At 73.7% G+C, this 24,301-nt stretch carries 21 protein-coding genes; 12 read left to right on the plus strand and 9 right to left on the minus strand.

Going from position 1 to position 24,301, the window contains the following annotated elements:
* The first annotated feature begins 67 nt into the window (after window positions 1–67).
* The 3 genes from J2S44_RS15305 to J2S44_RS15315 are packed head-to-tail and all read left to right on the plus strand — an operon-like array spanning window position 68 to window position 4,170.
* A complete protein-coding gene (locus tag J2S44_RS15305; RefSeq protein WP_310413826.1) occupies window positions 68–703 on the plus strand; it encodes an O-methyltransferase in 636 nt (211 codons plus the stop codon).
* A 48-nt stretch (window positions 704–751) separates the two neighbouring features.
* Window positions 752–2,440, plus strand: coding sequence for an ABC transporter ATP-binding protein (locus tag J2S44_RS15310; protein ID WP_310413829.1), 1,689 nt, complete (start codon window positions 752–754; stop codon window positions 2,438–2,440).
* Window positions 2,437–4,170: an ABC transporter ATP-binding protein gene (locus J2S44_RS15315; protein ID WP_310413832.1), complete on the plus strand. Its 1,734-nt coding sequence runs from the start codon at window positions 2,437–2,439 to the stop codon at window positions 4,168–4,170. Before J2S44_RS15310 ends, J2S44_RS15315 begins: the two co-directional genes overlap by 4 nt.
* 38 nt (window positions 4,171–4,208) lie before the next feature.
* Here the strand turns inward: J2S44_RS15315 and J2S44_RS15320 are convergent, their stop codons facing one another.
* The 3 genes from J2S44_RS15320 to rimI form a co-directional block, all read right to left on the minus strand.
* On the minus strand, window positions 4,209–5,876 hold the full coding sequence (locus J2S44_RS15320) for a hypothetical protein (RefSeq protein ID WP_310413835.1): 1,668 nt from the start codon (window positions 5,874–5,876) through the stop codon (window positions 4,209–4,211).
* A 47-nt stretch (window positions 5,877–5,923) separates the two neighbouring features.
* Window positions 5,924–6,178: a hypothetical protein gene (locus J2S44_RS15325; protein WP_310429687.1), complete on the minus strand. Its 255-nt coding sequence runs from the start codon at window positions 6,176–6,178 to the stop codon at window positions 5,924–5,926.
* 65 nt (window positions 6,179–6,243) lie between these two features.
* The gene (gene rimI / locus J2S44_RS15330; protein ID WP_310413838.1) at window positions 6,244–6,687 is read right to left on the minus strand and encodes a ribosomal protein S18-alanine N-acetyltransferase; all 444 of its coding nucleotides are present in this window, start codon (window positions 6,685–6,687) and stop codon (window positions 6,244–6,246) included.
* Window positions 6,688–6,768: 81 nt separating this feature from the next.
* Between rimI and alr the strand changes: the two genes are divergently transcribed.
* The 3 genes from alr to ung all read left to right on the plus strand — a co-directional run bounded on the left by alr (window position 6,769) and on the right by ung (window position 10,299).
* A complete protein-coding gene (alr, locus tag J2S44_RS15335; RefSeq protein WP_310413841.1) occupies window positions 6,769–7,899 on the plus strand; it encodes an alanine racemase in 1,131 nt (376 codons plus the stop codon).
* A gap of 490 nt (window positions 7,900–8,389) precedes the next feature.
* Window positions 8,390–9,541: an alpha/beta fold hydrolase gene (locus J2S44_RS15340; RefSeq protein ID WP_310413844.1), complete on the plus strand. Its 1,152-nt coding sequence runs from the start codon at window positions 8,390–8,392 to the stop codon at window positions 9,539–9,541.
* 71 nt (window positions 9,542–9,612) lie between these two features.
* Window positions 9,613–10,299 (plus strand): uracil-DNA glycosylase, encoded by a 687-nt coding sequence (gene ung, locus J2S44_RS15345; RefSeq protein ID WP_310413847.1) that lies wholly within the window; start codon window positions 9,613–9,615, stop codon window positions 10,297–10,299.
* Window positions 10,300–10,328: 29 nt separating this feature from the next.
* Here ung and J2S44_RS15350 read toward each other — a convergent pair whose 3' ends face one another.
* Window positions 10,329–12,161: an alpha/beta hydrolase gene (locus J2S44_RS15350; protein ID WP_310413850.1), complete on the minus strand. Its 1,833-nt coding sequence runs from the start codon at window positions 12,159–12,161 to the stop codon at window positions 10,329–10,331.
* A 187-nt stretch (window positions 12,162–12,348) separates the two neighbouring features.
* Window positions 12,349–12,642 (minus strand): type VII secretion target, encoded by a 294-nt coding sequence (locus J2S44_RS15355; protein WP_310413852.1) that lies wholly within the window; start codon window positions 12,640–12,642, stop codon window positions 12,349–12,351.
* A 115-nt stretch (window positions 12,643–12,757) separates the two neighbouring features.
* Here J2S44_RS15355 and J2S44_RS15360 point away from each other — a divergent pair, with 115 nt between their 5' ends.
* Window positions 12,758–13,126: a holo-ACP synthase gene (locus J2S44_RS15360; RefSeq protein WP_310413855.1), complete on the plus strand. Its 369-nt coding sequence runs from the start codon at window positions 12,758–12,760 to the stop codon at window positions 13,124–13,126.
* Window positions 13,127–13,134: 8 nt separating this feature from the next.
* A complete protein-coding gene (locus tag J2S44_RS15365; RefSeq protein WP_310413860.1) occupies window positions 13,135–14,568 on the plus strand; it encodes an NAD(P)H-hydrate dehydratase in 1,434 nt (477 codons plus the stop codon).
* A gap of 261 nt (window positions 14,569–14,829) precedes the next feature.
* Here the strand turns inward: J2S44_RS15365 and J2S44_RS15370 are convergent, their stop codons facing one another.
* Window positions 14,830–15,234 (minus strand): nuclear transport factor 2 family protein, encoded by a 405-nt coding sequence (locus J2S44_RS15370; protein WP_310413863.1) that lies wholly within the window; start codon window positions 15,232–15,234, stop codon window positions 14,830–14,832.
* An 86-nt stretch (window positions 15,235–15,320) separates the two neighbouring features.
* Here J2S44_RS15370 and J2S44_RS15375 point away from each other — a divergent pair, with 86 nt between their 5' ends.
* Entirely contained in the window at window positions 15,321–15,863 is a 543-nt protein-coding gene (locus tag J2S44_RS15375) for a TetR/AcrR family transcriptional regulator (protein WP_310413866.1), read from the plus strand.
* Between the two features lie 278 nt (window positions 15,864–16,141).
* Here the strand turns inward: J2S44_RS15375 and glmS are convergent, their stop codons facing one another.
* Complete coding sequence (glmS, locus tag J2S44_RS15380) at window positions 16,142–18,022, minus strand: glutamine--fructose-6-phosphate transaminase (isomerizing) (protein ID WP_310413872.1); 1,881 nt, start codon at window positions 18,020–18,022, stop codon at window positions 16,142–16,144.
* A gap of 228 nt (window positions 18,023–18,250) precedes the next feature.
* Between glmS and J2S44_RS15385 the strand changes: the two genes are divergently transcribed.
* A complete protein-coding gene (locus J2S44_RS15385; RefSeq protein WP_310413875.1) occupies window positions 18,251–18,985 on the plus strand; it encodes an MmpS family transport accessory protein in 735 nt (244 codons plus the stop codon).
* 28 nt (window positions 18,986–19,013) lie between these two features.
* Window positions 19,014–20,153 (plus strand): pyridoxal phosphate-dependent aminotransferase, encoded by a 1,140-nt coding sequence (locus tag J2S44_RS15390; protein WP_310429689.1) that lies wholly within the window; start codon window positions 19,014–19,016, stop codon window positions 20,151–20,153.
* Here the strand turns inward: J2S44_RS15390 and J2S44_RS15395 are convergent.
* A complete protein-coding gene (locus J2S44_RS15395; protein WP_310413877.1) occupies window positions 20,131–21,825 on the minus strand; it encodes a bifunctional polysaccharide deacetylase/glycosyltransferase family 2 protein in 1,695 nt (564 codons plus the stop codon). The two genes, J2S44_RS15390 and J2S44_RS15395, sit on opposite strands and share 23 nt — an antisense overlap.
* 39 nt (window positions 21,826–21,864) lie before the next feature.
* On the opposite strand from J2S44_RS15395, the gene J2S44_RS15400 reads away from it, so the two are divergent.
* Window positions 21,865–22,854: a glycoside hydrolase family 18 protein gene (locus tag J2S44_RS15400; RefSeq protein WP_310413879.1), complete on the plus strand. Its 990-nt coding sequence runs from the start codon at window positions 21,865–21,867 to the stop codon at window positions 22,852–22,854.
* Window positions 22,855–22,907: 53 nt separating this feature from the next.
* Here J2S44_RS15400 and glmM read toward each other — a convergent pair whose 3' ends face one another.
* The gene (glmM, locus tag J2S44_RS15405) at window positions 22,908–24,248 is read right to left on the minus strand and encodes a phosphoglucosamine mutase (RefSeq protein ID WP_310413882.1); all 1,341 of its coding nucleotides are present in this window, start codon (window positions 24,246–24,248) and stop codon (window positions 22,908–22,910) included.
* Window positions 24,249–24,301: the final 53 nt, after the last annotated feature.

Consider the following 24,301-nt stretch of genomic DNA (forward strand, 5'->3'; position numbering starts at 1 on the left):
TCATGCTTTTTCATGCCCGACAATAATCACGCTTGACTAGACGCAACGTTGCGTCCAGTCTACCGGCATGAACTCTCTGTCAGCACTCCGTGTGCGCACCGTCCTGGACCGCCTGCACGCCGCCGCCGATCTCGACGAGGACCGGACCCATCCCCGCGTCGACGCCGGCGCCTCCGCGCAGGAGCGTGCCGACCTGCTCGCCAGCGCGTACATGCCGATCTCCGCGCGCGGCGGCGACCTGCTCTACGCGCTGGTCCGGGCGTCCCGGCCGGCGCGCGTGGTGGAGTTCGGCACGTCGTTCGGCATCTCCACGCTCTACCTGGCCGCGGCCGTGACCGACAACGGCACCGGGCACGTGGTGACCACGGAGCTGAGCACCGCGAAGGTGACCGCGGCCCGGGCCAACCTGGCCGAGGCCGGCCTGCAGGACGCGGTCACCGTGCTGGCCGGCGACGCGCGGGCCACGCTCGCCGACGAGCCCGGCCCGATCGGCCTGCTGCTGCTCGACGGCTGGAAGGACCTGTGCCTGCCGGTGCTGCGGCTGCTGGAGGACCGGCTGACCCCGGGCGCGCTGGTGATCGCGGACGACGTCAGCTTCCCGACCATGGCGCCGTACCTGGAGTACGTGCGGGACCCCGCGGCCGGTTACGTGAGCGTGGAGTTCCCGGTCGGCGACGGCATGGAGATCAGCTGCCGGGCGTAATTAATTCGGTGGAGCGGCACCCGCTTCGCACAGTAGCTTTTCGTAACTATGCGTGATTTGCCGCGGCGGGATCCGGGAGTCGCCGACCACCGGTCGGCGGGCCGGCTGCTGTGGTGGATGGTCCGCCGGGTCCGGCACAAGCTGGCCGTCTCGGTCGGGCTCGGCGTGGTGTGGATGTGCTCGACGGCGCTGGCACCGGCGCTGATCGGGATCGCGATCGACCGCGGCGTGACCGGCCGGGACGCCGGCGCGCTCACCGCCTGGGCCGGTGCCGTCCTCGCCCTCGGCGTGGTGCAGGCCATGGCCGGGATGCTCCGGCACCGGTACGGCGCGCACAACTGGCTCGACACCGCGTACGGCACCGTGCAGCTCACGGTGCGGCAGTCCGCCCGGCTCGGCGCGGCACTCCCCCGCCGGATGTCCAGCGGCGAGGTGGTCAGCATCGGCGTCTCGGACATCGAGCAGCTGGGCAGCGCCATCGAGATCGTCGACCGGGCGATCGGCGCGGTCGCCGCGGTCGTGGTCATCACCGCGATCATGCTGGGCACGTCCGTCCAGCTCGGCCTGGTGGTGCTGATCGGCGTGCCGCTGCTGCTCGCCGCGGTCGCGCTGCTGCTCCGCCCGTTGCAGGCCCGGCAGGAGGCGTACCGCACGCGCCAGGGCAAGCTCACCACCCGGGCCGCGGACATCGTCACCGGGCTGCGCGTGCTGCGCGGCGTCGGCGGCGAGCAGCTGTTCGCGGCCGGCTACCGCGGCGAGTCGCAGCAGTTGCGGGCCGCCGGGGTACGGGTGGGACGCGTCGGCGCCGTGCTGGAGGCGACCCAGGTGCTGCTCCCCGGGCTGTTCCTGGCGCTGGTCGTCTGGCTCGGCGCGCGGCTCGTGCTGACCGGTGACCTCACCGCCGGCCAGCTCGTCGCGTTCTACGGCTACACCGTGTTCCTGGCCCCGCCGCTGCGCACGATCACCGAGGCCGCCGACAAGGTCGCGGTCGCGCTGGTCTCCGCGCGGCGCGTGGTGCGGCTGCTCGGACTCGACCCGGACCCGGCCTCGCCGGCGCACCCGGTGCCGATGCCCCGGCAGCCGGCCGTGCTCGCCGATCCGCGCTCCGGGCTGCTGGTGCGCCCGGGTGTGCTGACCGCGATCGCGGCGGCCGACCCGGCGGACGCGGCCGCGATCGCGGAGCGGCTGGCCCGGTTCACCGACTCGGAGGCGCGGCTCGGCGACGTACCGCTGCGGGATCTTGATGTTGCGCAACTGCGGTCCCGGGTGCTGCTCGCGGAGAACGAGGCGCGGCTGTTCGCCGGCCCGCTGCGCGAGGCGCTGGGCGGCGGCCCGGTCGAGGACGCACTGCGCACGGCCGCGGCGGAGGACATCGTGGACGCGCTGCCGGACCGGCTGGAGACCGAGATCGCGGCGCGTGGCCGCGAGTTCTCCGGCGGGCAGCAGCAACGACTGCGACTGGTCCGGGCGCTGCGCGCGGACCCGGAGATCCTGATCCTGGTGGAGCCGACCAGTGCGGTCGACGCGCACACCGAGGCGCGGATCGCGGCCCGGCTCGGGCCGGCCCGCGCCGGGCGCACCACCGTGGTCTGCACGACCAGCCCGTTGGTGCTGACGCACGCGGACCGGGTCTGCTACGTCGAGGACGGCAAGGTCATCGCGGAGGGCACCCATCGCGAGCTGCTCACCGCCGAACCCCGCTACGCCGCGACGGTCACCCGCCAGGAGGCGTCATGACGCTGCTGCCGATCGCCGACGGCGACCAGGTCCGGCGGTACGTGCTGGGCCTGTTCCGCCGGCACCCGCGCGAGCTCGCCGTGATGCTCAGCCTGCACGGGCTCGGTGCGCTCTGCGGGCTGGCCGCACCCTGGCTGCTCGGCGAGCTCGTCGAGACGATCCGTGGTGGCGGCACGGCCGGCACGCTGGACCGGGCCGGGCTGGCGCTGGCCGGGTTCGTGATCGCCCAGAGCGTGCTGGTGTACTTCGCGCGGTACGCGTCCGCCCGGCTCGGTGAGCGGGTGCTGGCCGAGCTGCGCGAGGAGTTCGTCGACCGGGTGCTGGCCGTGCCGATCGGGACCGTGGAGCGGGCCGGCACCGGTGACCTGCTCACCCGGACCACCCGGGACGTCTCCTCGCTCGCGTACAGCGTGCGGTGGGCCGCGCCGGAGATCCTCACCGCGCTGATCACCATCGTGCTGCTGATCGGCGCGCTCGCGCTGGTGTCGCCGCTGTTCCTGCTGGCCCCGCTGGTCGCGGTGCCGACGCTGTGGCCGGCGACCCGGTGGTACCTGCGCCGCGCCGCCGGCGGCTACCTGCGCGAGCGGGCCGCGTACGCGCGGATCACCGAGAGCCTGGCCGAGACGGTCGAGGGCGCGCGGACCGTGGACGCGCTGCGGCTGCACGAGCACCGGCGGCGGCAGACGGACACGGACATCGGCGGCTCCTTCCGGGCCGAGCGCTACACGCTGTTCCTGCGCTCGGTCTGGTTCCCGCTGGCGGACACGTCCTACGTGCTGCCGATCGCCGGGACACTGCTGCTCGGCGGGCTGTACTACGCGAACGGCTGGATGACGCTGGGCAGCGTGATCGCGGCCGTGCTCTACATGCAGCAACTGGTCGGGCCGGTCGACCAGGTGCTCTCCTGGCTGGAGGACCTCCAGGAGGGACAGGCCGCGCTGGCCCGGGTGATCGGCGTCGGCAACGTCACCACCGCGCCGGACGGTGCGGACGGCGTCCCGCGCGGGAACGGCATCCGGCTCGACGACGTGACGTTCGGCTACCTGCCCGGCCGCCCGGTGCTGCGCGGCGTCTCGCTGGACATCGCGCCCGGTGAACGGCTCGCGGTGGTCGGACCGTCCGGCGCCGGCAAGTCCACGCTCGGCCGGCTGCTGGCCGGCGTGCACCGGCCGGACTCCGGCGCGCTCACGGTCGGCGGCGTGCCGGTGACGGCGCTCCCGCCGGAACGGCTGCGCGGCGAGGTCGCGCTGGTCACCCAGGAGCACCACGTGTTCGCCGGGACGCTGCGCTTCAACGTGGTGCTGGCCCGGCCCACCGCCGCCACCGAACAGGTGCGCGACGCGCTGGCCGCGGTGGACGCGCTCGGCTGGGCCACCGAACTGCCGGACGGGCTGGAGACCGTGGTCGGCGAGGGCGGGCACCCGCTCACGCCGGCGCAGGCACAGCAGGTGGCGCTGGCCCGGCTGGTCCTCGCCGACCCGCACACGCTGGTGCTGGACGAGGCGACCTCGCTGCTCGACCCGCGGGCGGCCCGGTCGCTGGAGCGCTCGCTCGCGGCCGTGCTGGCCGGCCGGACCGTGGTGGCGATCGCGCACCGGCTGTTCTCCGCGCACGACGCGGACCGGGTGGCGGTGGTGGAGGACGGCCGGATCGTGGAGTGCGGCTCGCACGACGACCTGCTCGCCGCGAACGGCTCCTACGCCGCGCTCTGGCGTTCCTGGCAGAGCTGATCCCCGGCGCAGCCCGGCCATCCACGTCGGTACCGGGCCTAGAAATCCCAGACCGACACGCCGCCGGTACGGACGGGAGCGCGCCCGGTCAGGTCGGTGAGCAGCGACTCCACGGCCGCGCGGTGCGGCTGGTCGTTCGGCAGCACGAGCACGGACGTCTCCCAGTAGGCCACGTCCGCGATGAACGCGACGCGGTCCGCCGGGGTCAGCGGCGGGACGAACCCGGTCGCGCTCACCGACACGATCAGCGCGTGCGTCGGCCGGCGCGCCGGGCCGAACATGGCACGCCCGTCCGCGGTCGGGTCCGGCCCGAGGAAGTAGCCGAGCGCCAGCGGGAAGTCCAGGCCGGTCCGGGCGGCCCAGCGCATGCCGGTGGTGTCCGTCCACACCCGCGGCGCGACCAGCATGCTGCCGCCGTCCGCGAGGTGCTCGCGGTAACCACGCTCGGCGATGTAGGCCGGGACGGCGCTGATCTGCTTCGTGGCCAGCGGCATCGGCACGATCGGCAGCAGCGCGAACGCGACCAGCGCCGTCGACGCCCGGGAGCGGTCCACCGCGAGCGCCAGCAGCAGGCCGACGCACGGGATCGCGATCAGCGACAGGCGCGTCGGCACCACGGAGTCGAACAGCGGCAGGTGCGCGAACGGCTCCCACGGGCCGGGGCGGGTCACGTCGCCGTACCCGTTCACGATCACGTCCCGGCCGATCGACAGGACCGCGAAGAGCACGGCGGTGCAGGCGGCGGCGAGCGCGGCGGCGCGGTCCCGGAGCAGGACCGCAAGCACGACGAACGCGACCACCAGCGGGATGCCGAACGACGCGTTCTGCTCGGTCGCGTTCGGCGAGAGATGACCGAACGGCGAGACCGGCCCGGCCAGCGAGTGGGTGGCGAACGAGACGAACGCGGCCACATCGTTGCCGTAACCGGTAGTGAACTCCGGCACGCCCCGGTAGCTGCCCGGGCCGGTGAACTGCACCCACAGCGGGTACGCGACCAGCGGGGCCGCGACCGCGAGCGCGATGCCGAGGTTCGTCAGGAACCGCCGCCGGTCCACCTCCTGCCGGCGCAACGCCAGGAAGAGCAGGCCGAAGACCGCACAGCCCAGGCCGGTGAAGAACAGCGACTCCTCGTTGATGAAGACCTGCCACGCCATCAGCAGGCCGAGCAGCAGGCTTCTGCGCGGGCTCGGGCTCGCGCCGAAGAGCAGGTGGACGATGAACGGGAGCAGGAACTGGGCGGTCCAGTTCGGGTGGCCCTGCGCGTGCGTGTAGATGCCTGGCGCGAAGCCGCAGAACGCGCCGCCGACCCAGGCCGCGGCCGGTGACACGGCCAGCCTGCGCAGGAACACCCAGAACCAGCCGTACGCGGTGAGCGCCAGGCCGAGCAGCACCAGCAGCGCGATCGTGGCGGCCGGGCCGGCCAGCAGCGTGACCGGCGCCAGCGGGACGCCGAGGCCGAGCACGGACGTGTTCGCCATCAGGTTCACGCCGAGCGGCACGTTGAGCCGGTCGGTGACGAACGGGTCGCCGGCGTCACCGGTCACCAGCGCGGCGGCCCGGGCCAGCACGTACTCGAAGAACGCGTGATCGCCCTCGTTGGCCTCCGGCACGGCCCGGTCCAGATCCCGCCACAGCGGCACGGTCAGGAGCAGAGCCATCAGAAGGTACGTGGTGAGCGCCGCGATGTGCTTCCCGATCCGGGTCACCGATGCATGATAGGGCCTAGCCGGCGTCGATTCCGGACATCTCGGCCTTATCGGTCGACCTGGGTGAACTCCCAGACGTGCGGCGACCGTGCGACCAGGTGCTCCGGCGGCTCGGGAAGGTCCACCGGGCCGCTGCGCCACTTCGAGATCACCACGAGCCGGTTGTCCGCCGAGGAGAACACCTCGGTGGACATGTGCAGCGGGTAGACCTCGATCGACGGGACCGCGGCGTCGCACACCCAGGTGAGCAGCTCCGCGTGACCCGTGGGCCGGGCCTTGACCTCCCACATCCGAACGATCACGTCCGGCATCGCCCCCTCCTCCCCTGGCGGTGAAACTCTTTCATCCGCGGGGATGACTCCGGAGGCTACCGTTCCCGCTCCATGATCAGGGCATCGGTGTTGCTCGGCTGGTAGTAACCCCGGCGGATGCCGATCCCCTCGAAACCGTACGTGCCGTAGAGACGCTGCGCGGGCACGTTGTCCACCGCGACCTCCAGCAACACCCGCTCGGCGCCGCGCCGGTCCGCCTCGGCCAGCAGCGTCTCCAGCAGCGCGCGGCCGACGCCGTGCCGCTGCCGGTCGCGGCGGACCGCGATGTTCTGCACCCAGGCGTCCGGCTCCTGCATCGCGAGCCCGGCATATCCGTCCACCCGGCCGTCGCCGTCCAGTGACACCACGTAGTAGTGACCGTTCGCCAGTTCGTTCCAGAACATGCCGGCGGTCCACTTCTCGACGCCGAACAGGTCGGCCTCGATCGGCAGCAACTCGTCGATGTGCCACCAGCGCAGCGGCCGGATCGCGTCACTCATCGCCGGAACCATAGCGCCTGCACGGGAAGTGCCATGTCACAAGGGGTGCGCGGCTCTGTGACCGGTCAGTAGGCTGGGGCCATGTGGCAGGCCGAAGTTCGAGTTGATCTCGACGCGATCCGGGCGAACGTGGCCCACCTCGTCGCCGGGACCAGCGCCGAGGTCATGGCGGTGGTCAAGAGCGACGGGTACGGGCACGGCATGGTCGCTTCCGCGCGCGCGGCTCTGGACGGCGGCGCCACCTGGCTCGGCGTCGCGTCGCTGCCCGAGGCGCTGACGCTGCGTGAGTCCGGGCTGACCGCGCCGATCCTCTCCTGGCTGATCGTCCCCGGCCTGCCGCTGCACGACGCGATCGCGGCCGACATCGACCTGAGCGTCGCCACGCTCGGCCTGCTGGACGAGGTGGTCACCGCGGCCGAGCGGGCCGAGCGCGTCGCCCGCGTGCACCTGAAGATCGATACCGGGATGAGCCGCGGCGGCGCCACGCCCGCGGAGTGGCCGGTGCTGCTGGAGGCGGCCGCCAAGGCACAGTCCGACGGGCTGGTCGACGTGGTCGGCGTCTGGTCGCACCTCGGGTGCGCGGACGAGCCCGGCCACCCCAGCGTCGACGCGCAGCTGGCCGCGTTCCGGGACGGGCTGGAGGTGGCCGCCCGGTTCGGCATCCACCCGCGCTACCGCCACATCGCCAACTCGGCGGCGCTCCTCACCCGGCCGGACGCGCACTTCGACCTGGTCCGGCCCGGCCTCGCGATCTACGGCCTGTCGCCGATGGGCGGGCGGGTCGCCGGGCTGCGGCCCGCGATGACCGCGCGGGCCCGGGTGATGCTGGCCAAGCGGGTACCGGCCGGCTCCGGCGTCTCCTACGGCCACACCTACGTCACGCCGGCCGAGTCCACGATCGCGGTGGTGCCGATCGGCTACGCCGACGGCGTGCCCCGGCACGCGTCCAACGGCGGCCCGGTCCAGATCGGCGGCCGGGTCCGGCCGATCGCCGGCCGCGTCTGCATGGACCAGTTCATGGTCGACTGCGGCGACGACCCGGTCCAGGCCGGCGACCTGGTCACGCTCTTCGGCCCCGGCGACGGCGGCGAGCCCACCGTCGACGACTGGGCCGCCGCCTCCGGCACCATCAACTACGAGATCGTCGCCCGGTTCGGCAGCGCCCGGGTGACCCGCGTCTTCGACGGCCTGCACCCGGAGACCGGCTCATGAGCCCCACCCCCGGCCCGCTCCCGCCGGCCACCGGCCCGGCCATGGTGGCCACCGGCCAGGTCCCGTCGACCACCGGCCAGCTCCCGCCGGCCGCCAGCCAGCTCCCGCCGACCACCGGCCCGGCCATGGCGGCCACCGGCCAGGTCCCGCCGACCCTCGGCCTGGCCATGGCAGCCACTGGTCTCGCCCCGACAATTCCCGGCCGGGTTCCACCGGCCACCGACCCGGTGCGACCGGGGCGGTCCCGCACACGCGGGACCAGCCGTTCAGCGTCGGCCGCCACAGGCCCACGGCGACCCCGTACACGCGGGGCTCGCGGCCCCGCGCCGGTCGACGCGGTGCGGAGCCGGCCGTGGTCACCCGGCGTGCGTGGAACCAGCGGCCCGACGCCGGCCGACGCGGTGCGGAGGCGACCGCGGCCGTCCGGCGTGAGCGGCCCGGCGGCTCGATTCGTCCGACAGCGTCATCGCAGCCTGGAGGAAGGGCAAGCATGAGTTCGGCGTCATCGTCCTCGTCGTCTCTCGTTTCGTCGGTCTTCACCCCCAAGGTCGGGAAACGCGCCGGGATCATCGGCGCGGTGGTCGGGCTCGCCGCCGCCGGCATCGCGGCCGGCGTCGCCGCCGAACGGACCATCGTGCGCCGCACCAAGCGCGGCACGATCGACCCGTACGCGGACGAGAAGTTCGGCGAGCAGCCCTACGACGAGTCCTTCATGATCACCGCGCCGGACGGGACGGACCTGCACGTCGAGGTGCTCGACCCGGTCGACGGGCTGGAGGTCGAGCCGGACTTCCCCGGCGTGACCGGCACCGACCTGGACGCCGAGCCCACCATCGTCTTCGTGCACGGCTTCTGCCTGGACATGGGCACGTTCTATTTCCAGCGCAAGGAGCTGGTGCGGCGCGGCGACTACCGGATGGTCTTCTACGACCAGCCCGGGCACGGCCGCTCCGGCAAGCTGGAGTCCGGCGAATACCACCTGGAGGCGCTGGCCGAGTCGCTGAAGGCGGTCATCGAGGCCACCGTGCCGACCGGCCCGATCGTGCTGGTCGGCCACTCGATGGGCGGCATGACGATCATGGCGCTGGCCGAGAAGTACCCGGACCTGCTGCGCTCGCGGGTGTCCGGCGTCGTGCTGATGGCCACGTCCGGCGGCAAGCTGGAGGAGGCACGGCTCTCCCTGCCGTCGCTGGCCGCGCGGGCCGGTGCGCCGTTCCTGCCGGTCGTCGCCCGGACCACCCGGCTCACCGGCAGCGTCATCGACCGGGCCCGGCTCGCCTCCTCCGACCTGGCCTGGCTGCTCACCCGCCAGTTCGGCTTCGGCGGCAGCGCACCCAGCCCGGCGCTGGTCACGTTCGTCGAGTCGATGAACTCGCACACCACGGCCGACACGGTCACGCGCTACCTGCGGACGATCTACTCGCACGACCGGTTCCCCGCGCTGGACACGCTGCAGGACATCCCGACGCTGGTGATCGCGGGCGACAAGGACCAGATCCTGCCGGTCACCCACTCGCGTGAGATCGCACGCCACCTGCCGAACGCGGAGTTCATCGAGATCCCGGACAGCGGACACGTGGTCATGCTGGAGCACGCGGACGAGGTGAACGCCGCGCTCCTCTCCTTCCTGGAGAAGCTGTGACGGTTCTGTCGCACCCGTCCGATACGGTGCGACCGCACGTCCCGTAGTTCCCCTGTGGAGGAGTTGCCAGCATGTCCCTCGACCTCGTCAGTCTGCTGCCCGCACCGTGGCAGGCCGTCCTCGCCCCGCACCTGGACGCCGAGCGGACCCACAGGCTGGGCGAGTTCGTCGCGGGGGAGTACGCGTCGCAGACCGTCTACCCCCCGGTCGAGGACCTGTTCACGGCGTATCGGCTGTGTCCGCCGGACCGGGTGCGCGTGCTCCTGCTCGGCCAGGACCCCTACTTCAAGGCCGGCCAGGCGCACGGCATGAGCTTCAGCGTCCGCGAGGGCGTCCGGGTGCCCCCGTCGCTGCGCAACGTCTTCAAGGAGATCGCGGCCGACGTCGGCGCGGGCATGCCGACCACCGGTGACCTGACCCCGTGGGCGGAGCAGGGCGTCCTGCTGCTCAACTCGATCATGACGGTCCGCGAGGGCAAGGCCGGCTCGCACGCGAAGAAGGGCTGGGAGGAGTTCACCGACGCCACCATCAGCGCGGTGAACGAGCTGGACACACGCGTGGTCTTCATGCTCTGGGGCAGCTACGCCCGGAAGAAGGCGGCACTGGTCACCAACCCGCAGCACGTGGTGCTGGAGGCCGGTCACCCCAGCCCGATGAACCCGGCCGGTTTCCTCGGCACCCGCCCGTTCAGCGCGTGCAACAAGGCACTCGCGGACGCCGGCCTGACCCCGATCGACTGGTCCCTCACCCCGGCCTGACCCGCCCGCCCCGCCGCACGGCCCGGCCGTCACGGGGCCCCGCCGGTCAGCGGTAGTCCGAGCGTGATGCGGGACAGTGCGTCGAGTGCGGTCCCGCCACGATCCCAGTAGCCGAGGTGTCCGGCGTCGGGCTGGCTGGGGAAGACGCGGGCGCCGAAGTCCGGGTCCGCGGGATTGTGCCCGTGCCACAGTCCGTCCTCCGGCCTGCCGTAGGCGAGCGCCGCCCCCACGCCCGGCACCGCGGCGGCGACCGCCGCGTCCGTCACCGCGGAGACCGGTGAGACCGGCGCGTACTGGATCGGGTCGGTGATCGAGGTGCTGGCCCAGACCTCGGGCACGTCCAGCTGCGTCGCGTGTGCCACCCCGGCGCCCGGCGACGCGAGCAGCACCAGACCGTCGGCGTCGAGCCCGTGGTCGCGGGCGGTCACGCCGGTCACCACGGTGCCGTAGCTGTGGCCCAGCACCACCTGCCGGGCCGGCTCGCCCTCGTGCGACGCCCGCAGCCCCTCCTGGAACAGGTGCAGCGCGGGCGCCGCGTCCCGGGCCGGCGCGGCGGACGCGGCCTGGTCCACGAAGTCCGGCGCGTCGTAGTCCAGCCACAGCACGGCCGCGGTGCGCCGCGCCGGGTCCAGCGCGGTCGCGGCCTCGGCCACCCGCGCGGCCCGGTCCAGCTCGCCGCCGGCCGACGCGAGATCGCTGGTCATGCCGGGCACGTAGGTCACCACGGCCGCGCTGCGGTCCGGATCGCCGACCGCCACGATCGCCCGGCCGTCCCCCGACGGATCGAACCGCACCAGGTAGCGCGGCGGATCCGCGTCGGCGGACACCCGGTCGGCCAGCCGCTCCAGCGACGCGATCAACGCGGCGTCCCGCGCGTAGGGCGCGTCACCCGCGATCACGCCGCGCAGGTCGGCGCCGGTCAGGCTGACCCCGCCGGACGGCGCGCCACTGCGCAGCCCGTCCACCGGGAGGCCCAGCCGGGCCGCCTCCAGCGCCAGGTCCAGCAGCGCGCGGTTGGCCAGGTCACGGGCTGCGGTCGGCACCCCGTCCAGCCCACCGACCAGCGTCGGCTCGTGCCGGATCAGCCAGCGCCGCTGCGCCGGGGTGAGCGAGTCCCACCACGCGCGCGTCGTGGCCGGCGACGCGCCCGGGCCGGGCCGGTGCCCCGGCGGCGCGCTCTCCCACCCGCGGCCGGCCGCACCGCTCAGCTCACCGAGCCGGGCGGCCGCCTCCGCATCGGCCACCGCGGCCGCACGCAGCGCCGCCTCGATCTCCGCCGCCACGGCCGCCGCCGGCCCACCCGCGGCAGCCACACCGCCCCCCGACCCACCGGAACCCGACGCGCCACCCGCCGCCGGCCCACCCGCGGAAGCCACACCGCCGGTCGCGGCCCACGCAGACCCGCCGGAAGCCGACGTGCCGGCCTCCCCCGGCCCACCCGCGCGAGTCGCACCGCCTGCCACAGCCCGCGCCGACCCGCCGGGAGCCGGTGCGCCGGTCGGCGTGGCCGCGCCGACCACCCGGCCCGAGAGCTCCACCGCCAAGCCCGCCGCCTCGGCCGCGCGGACCGCCGCGGCCAGCCGGGCCTTCGCCGCCTGGACCGCCGCCGCGAGCTCCGTCAGGGTTGCCGCGGCCTCCAACTGCGCGAGCCGGCCGGCCTCCAGGTCGTCCCGCAGCCGGCGCAGGCGGCCGGTCGCCGCGTCCGCGCCCGCACCCGACCAGACGCGGGTCACCGCGACCGCGCCGGAGGCCAGCTCCAGCGCCCGCCGCGCACCGGACGCCGCGAGATCGCGCCAGGCCGCCGCGGACTCCCGCCACGCCGGCGGACTCGCCTGCCACAGCTGCTCATACGTCACGGCCACGCCACGTCACCCCCACACGCTCGAAGCCGCCGCCCGGACCGGCACCGCACGCGACCACCCGAGCCCGCAGGCCACGCCACCGCCTGCCTCCACGCCACCCGCCGCAGCCCGGACCCGGGCCCGCACCGAACACCACCGATCGCGACCGCGCCACGAGCCGTCCCCCGGCTCCGCGGCCGGCACCGGTTCATCGGTGTGCGCCGTTGAGGCGGCGGAGCCGAGCCGCGGTGGACTGGTCCACCGCCTCGTAGGCCGTGGCCGCGCGGGCGAGTGCCGACGCCGCGGCGGCCACGCCGGTGCCGCACCGGTCCAGCGCGGACCAGGCCGCGTCCGCCAGGTCGGCGGACGCACCGGTGGACGCCCAGCCGGGCGCGGTGACGGACAGCCGGCCCGGTGGCATGCCGAGCAGGCGGCGCGCCACGGCCGCGAGCCGGTCAGCGCACGCGCGCAGTGCCGGAGTGGTGACGTCGATGGCTTCCATGGCGACCACCGTCCCACCCGTACGACGGGCCGGATAACCCCTGTGGACAACGGCCGACGCGCGTACCGCCCGGTTGTCCACAGGGGTTGCCGACTCCCGCACTAGGCTCTACGGCGTGATCGTCTCCGTCGGCATGGACGTGGTGCTCGTCGAGCGGTTCGTCCGCGCGCTGGAACGGACCCCGCAGCTCGCGGACCGGCTGTTCACCGAGGGCGAGCGGCGCACCGCCTCCGGCAACCCGCGGCCGGCCGAGTCGCTGGCCGCCCGGTTCGCCGCGAAGGAAGCGGTCGCGAAGGCGCTCGGTGCCCCCGCCGGCCTGCACTGGCACGACTGCGAGGTGGTGTCGGACGCCGCCGGCCGGCCGTGGCTGGCCGTGTCCGGCACGGTCGCCGCCGCGGCCGTCGAGTGCGGGATCACCCGCTGGCACCTGTCCCTGTCGCACGACGGCGGCATCGCGTCCGCCATGGTGGTAGCCGAGAGCTAGGAGTTGGTATGCGGGGCGTGTGGCGGGTCGCCGACGTGCGGGCGGCGGAAGAGGCAGTGATGCGCGAGCTCCCGGACGGCACGCTCATGCAGCGGGCCGCCGCCGGGCTCGCCCGCCGGTGCGCGCTGCTGCTGGACCGGGTCTACGGGTCCCGGGTGCTGCTGCTGGTCGGCGCCGGGAACAACGGCGGCGACGCGCTCTTCGCCGGTGCGCTGCTGGCCCGCCGCGGGGCACACGTCACCGCACTGCTGCTGAGCCCGGACCGCGCTCACCCGGCCGGGTTGGCCGAGTTGCGCCGGTCCGGTGGCGTGGTCCGGACCGTCTGGTCCGAGACGATCGGCGCGGACCTGGTGATGGACGGCATCGTCGGCATCGGCGCCGGCGGTGGCCTGCGCGAACCGGCAGCCACGATCGTCGCGGCGCTGCGGGCCCGCACCCCGCGCCCGATCATGGTCGCGGTCGACGTGCCGAGCGGCGTCGACGTGGACACCGGCGCGGTCCCGGGCGCGGCCGTCGAGGCGGACGTGACGGTCACGTTCGGCTGCCTCAAACCGGCCCTGGTCGCCGGCCCGGCCGCGCCGCTGGCCGGGCACGTGGACCTGGTGGACATCGGCATCGCGCCGGAACCCTCGCCCGCGTTGCGGATCGCCGACGCCACGGATGTCGCCCGCTGGTGGCCCCGGCTGAGCGCCGGCTCGGAGAAGTACACCCGGGGCGTCGTGGGGATCGCCACCGGCTCGCACACGTACCCCGGTGCCGCCGTGCTCTCCACCGCCGGCGCGCTGGCCGGCCCGACCGGCATGGTGCGATATGCCGGTACCGCGCGCGCCGAGGTGCTCCGGGCCCACCCGTCGGTGGTGGCGGCGGACTCCGTCGCCGGCACCGGCCGCGTCCAGGCCTGGCTCTGCGGCTCCGGCATCGGCACCGACGCGGCCGCCCGCACCGCGCTGCACGACGTGCTCGCCACCGATCTGCCGGCCGTGCTGGACGCGGACGCGCTCACCATGCTGGTCGACGGCTCACCGGCCGACCGGCTCCGCGACCGGCACGCGCCCTTGGTGATCACGCCGCACGACCGCGAGTTCGCCCGGCTGGCCGGCGGCGAACCGGGACCGGACCGGGTGGCCGCCGCGCTCGCGCTGGCCACCCGGCTGACCGCGGTGGTGCTGCTCAAGGGCGACCGTACGATCGTCGCCGCCCCCGACGGCACGGCCTGGGTCAATCCGACCGGCACCGCCGCGCTGGCCACCGGCGGCACCGGTGACGTCCTGGCCGGTCTGCTCGCGTCCCTGCTGGCCGCGGGCGTCGATCCGGTCCGGTCCGCGGTCACCGCCGCCTACCTGCACGGTCTCGCGGGCCGCATCGCCGCGGAGCACGGCCCGGTCACGGCGCCGGACGTCGCCTCCGCGCTGCGCGAGGCGGTCGCCTCGATCATTCCTTGACCTTTTCCCACTTCCGGCGTGCCCACGTCCCCAGTGCTCCCGCGGGCACCGGTCGGCCGTTGGCCGGCCTCCCTGTCCGTCCCGTCGCCGGTCACCGAGAACCAGCGGAACCCCGGTGACCGGCAGGGCACGGGCTGGATCTGAGCCGTTCGAGGCGCGGGGGCGAACAGCCGACATGGCTGCATGGCGGGGGAACGCTGTCGTACGTGCGCCACTTACGCCGTCGCCGGGCGGCCCGGAGCACGTCGGGTGAGCGTCGGGTCAGGACATGAGCCCGGCCAGGACGGCGTGGTCGTGGTAGTCGCGCGACCAGGCGACCCGCCCGTCGCGGACACAGAACACCGCGATGTTGTGCATGGACGCGGTAGCGCCGTCGGTCGTGCGGGTCATGTCGTTGTCCCATTCCCCCACGACGACCTCCGGGTCCGCGGTCCGGTGCACCTGGATGTCGCGCGGCGACAGGGTGATCGGGGCCCGGTTCAGGACCCCGAGGAACTGCTCGATCTCGGCCCGGCCGGTCAGCACGATCTCGGGCTTGGCGAACGGCTGGCGCACCACCGCGTCGTCGGCGTACAGATCCGCCACCGCGACCAGATCCTTGCCCGCCAGGCTCTGCAGCAGGAACTCGATCACGTCACGGGGCTCACGGGAGTTGGCATGGGGCATGACGACCTCCATAGGCAAGAATCGGAGTGACCACTCCGCTTGGAGGCGTTACGGAGTGGCCACTCCGCTTGTCAAGGAAGGTGCCCGTGTCCCCTCGAGCTGACGCTGCGCGCAACCGGTCCGCCGTCCTCCAGGCCGCCGACGCGGTCTTTGTCGAACACGGGGTGAGCGCCTCGACCGAGGAGATCGCCCGCCGGGCCGGGCTCGGCATCGGCACCGTCTTCCGGCACTTCCCGACCAAGGAGGCCCTGCTGAAGGCGGTGCACGAACAGCGCCTGGAACATCTGGCGGCGCGCGCCCAGCTCGCCGGGACGGGCGACGCCGCACCGACCTGGTTCCGCGAGTTCTTCACCGAGGTGGCCAGCACCTCGGTCGAGAAGCTGATCCTCGCCGACGCGCTGGAGGATCTGCGTGTGGACGCCGATCCCGAGGTCGGCGCGCGGTTGCGCTCCGCCGTCGGCGCGCTGCTCCAGCGCGCCCAGGCCGCCGGAACCGTGCGTCAGGACATCTCCTTCGACGATCTGATCGCCCTGATGATCGCTGCTGGCCGGGCCGCCCAGGCCACCCCGGACGAGCAGACCCGAACGCACCTGATCGAGGTCATCCTGGACGGCCTGCAGGCCGGGTGAGATCTCGCCGGCGTCGGAACTCGGCGACATCCGATCCGGAACTCACGAACAGGTCCGGTCCGCGAACGACCGGCGACGCGGGTCGCGACCGGCGAGTGACCGGCGACGCGAGTCGCGGCTCGTGGTGACCACCCGCTTTCCGACAGGAAGGCCGCCCGCGGCCGACCGGTACCCGCGGGAGCATGCGGACCGCACCACCCGGGGAGCGGGTATATCGCATCGAACGAAAAGGCCGGCCCGCGCACGCACGCGGACCGGCCTTCGGCGAGAAACCCGCCTTACTCGACGGTGACCGACTTGGCCAGGTTGCGCGGCTGGTCGACGTCGTGGCCGCGGGAGCTGGCGATCTCGCAGGAGAGGACCTGGAGCGGCACCGTGGTGACCAGCGGTGCCAGCAGCGTCGGGGTACGCGGGACGCGGATCAGCTCGTCGGCGTAGGGGACGACCGCGTCGTCACCCTCCTCGGCGATGACGATGGTGCGGGCGCCGCGGGCCCGGACCTCCTGGATGTTCGACACGATCTTGTCGTGCAGGACGCCGCGGCCGGCCGGGGACGGGACGATGCAGACGACCGGCGTGCCCTGGTCGATGAGCGCGATCGGGCCGTGCTTGAGCTCGCCCGCCGCGAAGCCCTCGGCGTGCATGTAGGCCAGTTCCTTGAGCTTGAGCGCGCCCTCCAGCGCCACCGGGTAGCCGACGTGCCGCCCGATGAACAGCACCTGCTGCGCGGAGGCGAGGTCGCGGGCGAGCTTGCGGACCGGCTCCATCGACTCCAGCACGGTGCGCAGCTTGTCCGGCATCTCCTGGAGCTGCTTGACGACCGCGCCGACCTCGTCCGCGTACTTGATGCCGCGGACCTGCGCGAGGTGCAGGCCGATCAGGTAGCAGGCGACGAGCTGGGTGAGGAACGCCTTGGTGGACGCGACCGCGACCTCCGGCCCGCCGTGCGTGTAGAGCACGGCGTCGGACTCGCGCGGGATGGTCGAGCCGTTCGTGTTGCAGATCGCGAGGACGCGCGCCTTCTGCTCCTTGGCGTGCCGGAGCGCCATCAGCGTGTCCATCGTCTCGCCGGACTGGGAGATCGCGATGACCAGCGTCGAGCGGTCCAGGACCGGGTCGCGGTAGCGGAACTCGCTGGCCGTCTCGACCTCGCACGGGATGCGGGTCCAGTGCTCGATCGCGTACTTCGCGACCAGGCCCGAGTGGTACGCCGTGCCGCACGCGACGATGAAGATCTTGTCGACGTCGCGCAGGTCCTGCTCCGTGAGGCGGACCTCGTCGAGCACGATCTCGCCGGTCTCGGTGAGCCGGCCGAGCAGCGTGTCCGCGACCGCCTGCGGCTGCTCGGCGATCTCCTTGAGCATGAAGTAGTCGTAGCCGCCCTTCTCGGCGGCGGACGCGTCCCAGTCGATGTGGAACGGGCGGCCCTCGACGGCGGTGCCGTCGAAGCCGGTGATCTCGATGCCCTCCGGCGTGATCAGCACGACCTGGTCCTGGCCGAGCTCGACCGCCTCGCGGGTGTGCTCGATGAACGCGGAGACGTCGCTGGCCAGGTAGTTCTCCCCCTCGCCGCGGCCGACCACGAGCGGCGAGTTGCGGCGGGCGCCGACCACCGCGCCGGGGATCGCGGTGTCCACGGCGAGCAGCGTGAACGCGCCCTCCAGCCGGCGGGAGACGCGGCGCATGGCCTCGGCGAGCGCCTGCGGGCCGCTCTGCCCCTCGGAGTTGACCTCGGTGAGCGCGATGGAGAGCAGGTGCGCGGCGACCTCGGTGTCGGTCTCGCTGCTGAACTCGACGCCGAGCGCCTCCAGCTCGACGCGGAGGCGGGCGAAGTTCTCGATGATGCCGTTGTGGATGACCGCGACGCGGCCGTCCTGCGAGACGTGCGGGTGGGCGTTGCGGTCGGTGGGGCCGCCGTGGGTGGCCCAGCGGGTGTGCCCGATGCCGGTGGTGCCGGCCGTGATGCCGCTGGCCGCGCCCTCGCCGAGCGCCTTCTCCAGGTTGGCGAGCTTGCCCGCCTTCTTCTCGGTGTGCAGCGTGCCGTCACCGACGATGGCGACGCCCGCCGAGTCGTAACCCCGGTACTCGAGCCGCCGCAGCCCGTCCAACACGATGCTCAGAGCCGGCCGGTCGCCGACGTAACCCACGATTCCGCACATGGCAGCCAGCGTAGCGGAGTTTTGCTCAACCTGCGTGCGCGAAGTCCGGGTATTCGCTCACGGACATTGCGCGATTGGGGGATTTATGTGGGACCTATACGGACAGAACATCCCAGGTACCTGTCGGTAAGCCGATTGCTGCGATGAGGCAGGCTGGTACACGGTGTATTGCCCCCGACCGCCCGCCCTCTGACCGGACCGACGCGCCATCTTTGGAGCACCGAGGCCATGACCGAGCCCCATCCGCCGTCCCACCAGCCCGAGCAGCCCAACCCGTGGGCGCGGCCCCCGGAGGGCATGCCGGAGCAGCCGATGCCGTACGGCCCGTCGTACCCGCCGCCGCCGACCACGAACTGGGCCTACGACCCGCAGCAGCAGCCGCCGACGGCACCACCGCCGCAGCAGCGCTCGGTGAAGCCGATCCTCGCGGTCATCGTGGTGGCCGTCGTGCTGCTCTGCGCGGGCACGGTCGTGGCCGGCGTGCTGGTCGTCAACCAGGCGCGGAACGCGGCGCAGGACATCCTGCCCTCGTTGCCGCCGCTGCCGACGGCCGCTCCGGAGCCGACCCGCCCGGCGCCCACCGGCAGCGCGCCGGAGACGGAGGACCCGTTCCAGATCCCCGGACTGCCGGACCTGGACGACCTGCTCCCGACCGGTGCCGGCATCACCGCGAGCCCGGACGCGACGGTCGTCTACGAGGTCACCGGCCCGGACGACGCCGCGGTCACGTACACGGAGGCCGGCACCACGCCGAAGTCCGAGCGGGACGTGCGGTTGCCGTGGCGGAAGGAGTTCACGCTCGGCTCGGAGACGCCGCTGCTGAGCGTGACCGGCATCCACTTCGGCACCGACAACTCGGAGCTCACCTGCCGGATCACGCTGGACGGCAAGGAGATCGTGAAGCGCACCGCGTCCGGCAACGCCACCACCGCTACCTGTATGCAGTTCGTCATGGTTTCGTAGACGGGTGACTGATCCACTGGTGGCACGCATGCGCCCGTTCGGCACCACGATCTTCGCGGAGATGTCCGCGCTCGCGGTCCGGACGGGCGCGGTCAACCTCGGTCAGGGCTTCCCGGACACGGACGGGCCGCCGGAGATGCTGGCCGCCGCGGAGGCGGCGCTGCGCGGCGGGCGGAACCAGTACCCGCCGGGGCCGGGCGTTCCGGAACTACGCGCCGCGGTCGCGCGTCACCAGCGGCGGTTCTGGGATCTGGGGTACGACCCGGACGGCGAGATCCTGATCACGGCGGGCGCGACCGAGGCGATCGCGGCGACGATCCTGGCGCTGTGCGAGCCGGGCGACGAGGTGGTCTGCTTCGAGCCGTTCTACGACAGCTACGCCGCGTCGATCGCACTGGCCGGTGCGGTGCGCCGCCCGGTCACGCTGGTCCCGGACGGGCGCTTCGTCTTCGACCCGGAGCAGCTGCGCGCGGCGTTCTCCGACCGGACCCGGCTGGTGCTGCTCAACTCGCCGCACAACCCCACCGGCAAGGTCTTCACCCGCGCCGAGCTGGAGCTGATCGCGCAACTGTGCCGGGAGCACGACGTCTACGCGGTCACCGACGAGGTCTACGAGCACCTGGTCTTCACGGACAGCGCGGCACCGCACGTCCCGCTGGCCACGCTGGACGGCATGCGGGAACGCACGCTGCGCATCTCCTCGGCCGGCAAGACGTTCTCCTGCACCGGCTGGAAGATCGGCTGGGTCAGCGGCCCGCGCGAGCTGATCAGCGCGGTCACCCGCGTCAAGCAGTTCCTGACGTACGTCAACGGCGCGCCGTTCCAGCCGGCGGTCGCGGTCGCGCTGGACCTGCCGGACGCGTACTACCGGGACCTCCGGGACGGCATGCAGGCCCGCCGGGACCGGCTCGCGGACGGACTGACCCGGGCCGGCCTGCGTGTGCTGCCGTCCGAGGGCACCTACTTCATCACGGCCGACATCTCCGGCGTCTCGGACGGCGACGGCATCGCGTTCTGCCGGGAGCTGCCCGGGCGGCTCGGCGTCGCGGCCATCCCGACCCAGGTCTTCTACGACCACCCGGAGCCGGCGCGGACGCTGGTCCGGTTCGCGTTCTGCAAGCGCGAGGAGGTCATCGACGAGGCGGTCAGGCGCCTGGCCGGGCCGTAGTCGTGGCCGACCCGGTGGGCAGCCGCGCGCCCATCAGCGCCTCCAGCCCGCGGCTGCGGCGCGGCGCGTGACGGCCGTGCCGGGAGGCGGCGATCAGCATCGGGTAGGTCAGCGGCCGCCGGACGATCTCCGTCCACGTGCCCCCGGCGAGTTGGAGCGCGAGCACGCCGAGCCAGATCGCCACGGTCCGCACCGGGTCGTCGAAGAGCAGGCCGTAGATCAGGTAGAGGTCGATCAGCGGTGCCAGCAGCGGCAGCAGCGTGTGGAAGAGCAGCAGCGCGAGCAGTGCCCGCCGTCCGTAGCGGCCACCGGCACCGGACTCGACGAGCACCCGCCGGTGCTTCCACATCGCCTGCATGTCGCCGTAGACCGCGGTGTACGGGCGTGGCCGCGCCGGGACGCGGGCGTCCGGTGCGCAGACCACCCGCCAGCCGGCGCGGACGACCGCGACGGTCAGGTCGGTGTCCTCGGCGAGCGTGTCGTCGGAGAGCCCGTCGACCTGGCGCAGTGCCTCCCGCCGGTACGCGCCGACCGCGGCCGGGACCGTCGGCAGGCAGCGCAGCGCGTCGTACGCCCGCTGGCGCGCGCCGGAGCCGGCGTCACCGGCGACCGCGCCGACCGCCGGGTCCGCGAACGGCCCGGCCAGCGCGGACACGGTGTCCGGCCCGAAGGTCGTCTCGCCGTCCGTCAGCACGATCACGTCCGTGGTGGCGTGCGCGATGCCGGTGTTCAGCGCGGCGGCCCGGCCCGCGTGCCGCTGGCGCAGCACCGTGACGCCCGGATACGCCTCCGCGACCTGCGCGGTGCGGTCCGTGGACCCGTCGTCGACCACGATGACGTCCGCCGGGCCGAACGAGCCCAGCATCTCCGTGATGCGCTCCTCGGCGTTGTGTACCGGTACGACGATCGTGACCCGGCGGTGGTAGCCCCGCTCGTGCGTGATCCGCCGCCGCCCGGCCGGCACGAGCGCGGCCCGGGCCAGCAGGAGCGCGCCGAGCAGCAGCAACGCGACCGTGAACCAGCTCGCCACCGTCCAGCCGGCCTGCACCAGGCCGACCAGTGCCAGGCCGAGCGCCCGCTCCGTGGTGTCCGGGGCCGGGTTGACCGGGGTGTCCCGCAGCGTGGTGATCGTGTAGCCGGCCCGTTTCAGCTCCGGGATCACCGCGTCCAGCGCGGCCGCGGTCCGGTCGCCGCCGGCGAAGCGCACGACCGCGCCCGCGCCGCCCGGCGGCATGACCGCGCGCCGGATGTCGGTCAGCGTCGCGGCCGGGTCGCCGTCCCGGCTCTCCCGCGTCGTCCCCGTGCCGCGCAGCAGCGTGCTGGTGACGTTCGCGGCGCCGGCCAGCGCGTACCGGGTGGTGGCCGTGTCGATGCCGATCTCGTGGCCGGCGTTCCGGACGTCACGCACGATGCCGGGGTGCCGGGCGATGCGCGCGCCGGTCATGAAGAAGACCGCGGGCACGTCGTGCTCGGCCAGCACGCGCAGGATCTCGGGCGTGAACGCCGGATCCGGGCCGCCGTCGAACGCGAGCACGACATGCCGCTTCGGTGGCTCGGCCGCGCCGGCGACCGGCACGTCGGGAACTCCGAGCCGGCTCGTCACCACGCCGTTGACCAGCAGCAGTCCGACGACGAGCCCGAGTGTCGCGATGAGCAGGAACCAGCGCCTCACTATCTTCCCTCGACCGGCTCAAGGCGCTCCTTACGGTTTGTGGCGGCGATCACAGACACCGTGCCGCCGGCCGGCTCGTTGGGCAGAGGCGTGCTGTGGAAACGCCTCGCCGTACTCGTGCCGGTCCTGCTCGCCGCCGGCTGCACCGCCGCCGACGATCCGCGACCGCCGCTGCGGGTGGCGCCCTACGTCGACATCGCCAGCGGCTCGCTCGACATCGCGGCGGCCGTCCGGGAATCCGGTCAGACCGACTTCACGCTCGCGTTCGTGGTCGCGGACCGGTCGACGAAGGCCTGCGCGCCGACCTGGGGCGGCACGCTGCCGCTGGACGCGCCGCGGGTGCAGGCGGACCTGGACGCGATCGCCCGGCTGGGCGGCGAGGTGACCGTGTCGACCGGCGGTGCGACCGGCACGTACCTGGAGAGCGTGTGTTCCCGCGCGGAGCTGACCGCGGCCTACCGGGCGGCGCTGGACGCGGCCGGCAGCAACGACCTGGACGTGGACGTCGAGCGGCCGGTCACGCCGGAGACGGTCACCGGCGCGCTCGCGGACCTGCAGCGGGAGCGCGGCACCTCGATCACGCTGACCGTGCCGGTCGCGGGTGCCGCCCGGGGGCTGACGGACGAGACGACGGCGCTGCTGCGGAGCGCCGCCGCGGCCGGCGTCGAGCTGTCCGTCAACGCGATGACGATGAACTTCGACCCGGCCGGTGCGGGCTGGGCCGACGCGATGATCGCGGCCACCGACGCGGTCGCGGCGGACCTGGCCGCGATCTGGCCGGACCGGGACGTCCACCGCATGCTCGGCGTGACCCCCATGATCGGCGTCAACGACACCGGCCCGGTCACCACGCTGACGGACGCACAGACCGTCCTGCGGTACGCGGAGGAGCGCGGCCTGGGCTTCGTGCGCTTCTGGTCCGTCAACCGGGACAACGACGGCTGCTCCGGCACGGTGTCCCCCTCGTGCAGCGGCATCGCCCAGTCCCGGTTCGAGTTCCTGAGGCTGTTCGGCGAACCCCGTCCATGAACGAGGCCCCCCGGGCCGCCGGAACGGCTCGGGGACGCCTCGACCACGACGTGCTAGACGGTGCGGACCACGTCCGCGACGCGGTCGGCCACGCGCTGCGCGGTCTCCGCGGTCGCCGCCTCGATCATGACCCGGACCAGCTGCTCCGTGCCGGACGGGCGGAGCAGCACCCGGCCGGTGTCGCCCAGCTCCGCCTCGGCCTCGGCCACCGCGGCCTTGACCGCCGGGGCGGACGCGACCGCGGCCCGGTCCGAGACCGGCACGTTGATCAGCACCTGCGGCAGCTTCGTCATGATCGACGCCAGCTCCGCGAGGGACTTGCCGGTCGCGGCCATCCGCGCCATCAGGTGCAGGCCGGTCAGCGTGCCGTCGCCGGTGGTGGCGTGCGCGGGCATCACCACGTGGCCGCTCTGCTCGCCGCCCAGCGCGAGGTCGGAGGCGCGCAGCTCGTCCAGCACGTACCGGTCGCCGACCTTGGTCTCGCGCAGTTCGATGCCGGCCTCGCGCATCGCGATCCGCAGCCCGAGGTTGCTCATCACGGTGGTCACCAGCGTGTCACCGGTCAGCGTGCCGGCCTCCCGCATGGCGACGGCGAGAATGCCCATGATCTCGTCGCCGTCGACCACCTCACCGGTCGCGGAGACCGCCAGGCAGCGGTCCGCGTCGCCGTCCAGGCCGATGCCCAGGTGCGCGCCGTGCTCGACCACCGCGGCCTGCAGGCTCTCCAGGTGGGTGGCGCCGCACTCGTCGTTGATGTTCAGCCCGTCCGGCTCCGCGTTGATCACGACGACCTCCGCGCCGGCCTCGCTGAACGCGGCCGGTGCCACGTCCGCGGGTGCGCCGTTCGCGCAGTCGACCACGACCTTGATGCCCTCGAGCGAGTGCGGCGTGGCCGCGACCAGGTGCTTCACGTAGTGGTCCGCACCGTCCAGCAGGTCGTGCACCCGGCCGATCGCGGCACCGACCGGACGGGTCCAGCCGCCGTTGTTCGCCTCGATCGCCGCCTCGATCTTCGCCTCGATGTCGTCGGGCAGCTTGTGCCCACCGGCCGCGAAGAGCTTGATGCCGTTGTCCGGCATCGGGTTGTGCGAGGCGGAGACCATCACGCCGAAGTCCGCCTTGGTCTCGCCCACCAGGTATGCCACGCCCGGCGTGGGCAGCACGCCCACGCGCAGCACGGTCGCCCCGGCGCTGGCCAGACCCGCGACCACGGCCGCCTCCAGCATCTCACCGCTGGCCCGGGGGTCACGGCCCACGATCGCCAGCGGCGGGTGGCTGTGGTCCGCCTCGGCGAGCACGTGCGCGGCCGCGACCGCCACGGACATCGCCAACTCCGGCGTCAGATCCGCGTTGGCCTTGCCTCGCACGCCGTCGGTGCCAAAGAGCCGCCCCATTGCCGTCCTTCCCTCGCCTGATCTCGGTGGTACGTCGTCGACCGCCGCATCCT

Source organism: Catenuloplanes niger (assembly GCF_031458255.1).
Taxonomy (GTDB): Bacteria; Actinomycetota; Actinomycetes; order Mycobacteriales; family Micromonosporaceae; genus Catenuloplanes; species Catenuloplanes niger.

What these genes read in the sequence shown, in the direction of transcription:
- rimI (WP_310413838.1), bottom strand. Translation starts at nt 6,687, where the DNA reads ATGAGTGACGCGATCCGGCCGCTGCGCTGGTGGCACATCGACGAGTTG.
- ung (WP_310413847.1), top strand. Translation starts at nt 9,613, where the DNA reads ATGTCCCTCGACCTCGTCAGTCTGCTGCCCGCACCGTGGCAGGCCGTC.
- J2S44_RS15370 (WP_310413863.1), bottom strand. Translation starts at nt 15,234, where the DNA reads ATGCCCCATGCCAACTCCCGTGAGCCCCGTGACGTGATCGAGTTCCTG.
- J2S44_RS15310 (WP_310413829.1), top strand. Translation starts at nt 752, where the DNA reads ATGCGTGATTTGCCGCGGCGGGATCCGGGAGTCGCCGACCACCGGTCG.
- J2S44_RS15385 (WP_310413875.1), top strand. Translation starts at nt 18,251, where the DNA reads ATGACCGAGCCCCATCCGCCGTCCCACCAGCCCGAGCAGCCCAACCCG.
- J2S44_RS15315 (WP_310413832.1), top strand. Translation starts at nt 2,437, where the DNA reads ATGACGCTGCTGCCGATCGCCGACGGCGACCAGGTCCGGCGGTACGTG.
- J2S44_RS15355 (WP_310413852.1), bottom strand. Translation starts at nt 12,642, where the DNA reads ATGGAAGCCATCGACGTCACCACTCCGGCACTGCGCGCGTGCGCTGAC.
- J2S44_RS15390 (WP_310429689.1), top strand. Translation starts at nt 19,014, where the DNA reads ATGCGCCCGTTCGGCACCACGATCTTCGCGGAGATGTCCGCGCTCGCG.
- J2S44_RS15365 (WP_310413860.1), top strand. Translation starts at nt 13,135, where the DNA reads ATGCGGGGCGTGTGGCGGGTCGCCGACGTGCGGGCGGCGGAAGAGGCA.
- alr (WP_310413841.1), top strand. Translation starts at nt 6,769, where the DNA reads ATGTGGCAGGCCGAAGTTCGAGTTGATCTCGACGCGATCCGGGCGAAC.
- J2S44_RS15305 (WP_310413826.1), top strand. Translation starts at nt 68, where the DNA reads ATGAACTCTCTGTCAGCACTCCGTGTGCGCACCGTCCTGGACCGCCTG.
- glmS (WP_310413872.1), bottom strand. Translation starts at nt 18,022, where the DNA reads ATGTGCGGAATCGTGGGTTACGTCGGCGACCGGCCGGCTCTGAGCATC.
- glmM (WP_310413882.1), bottom strand. Translation starts at nt 24,248, where the DNA reads ATGGGGCGGCTCTTTGGCACCGACGGCGTGCGAGGCAAGGCCAACGCG.
- J2S44_RS15340 (WP_310413844.1), top strand. Translation starts at nt 8,390, where the DNA reads ATGAGTTCGGCGTCATCGTCCTCGTCGTCTCTCGTTTCGTCGGTCTTC.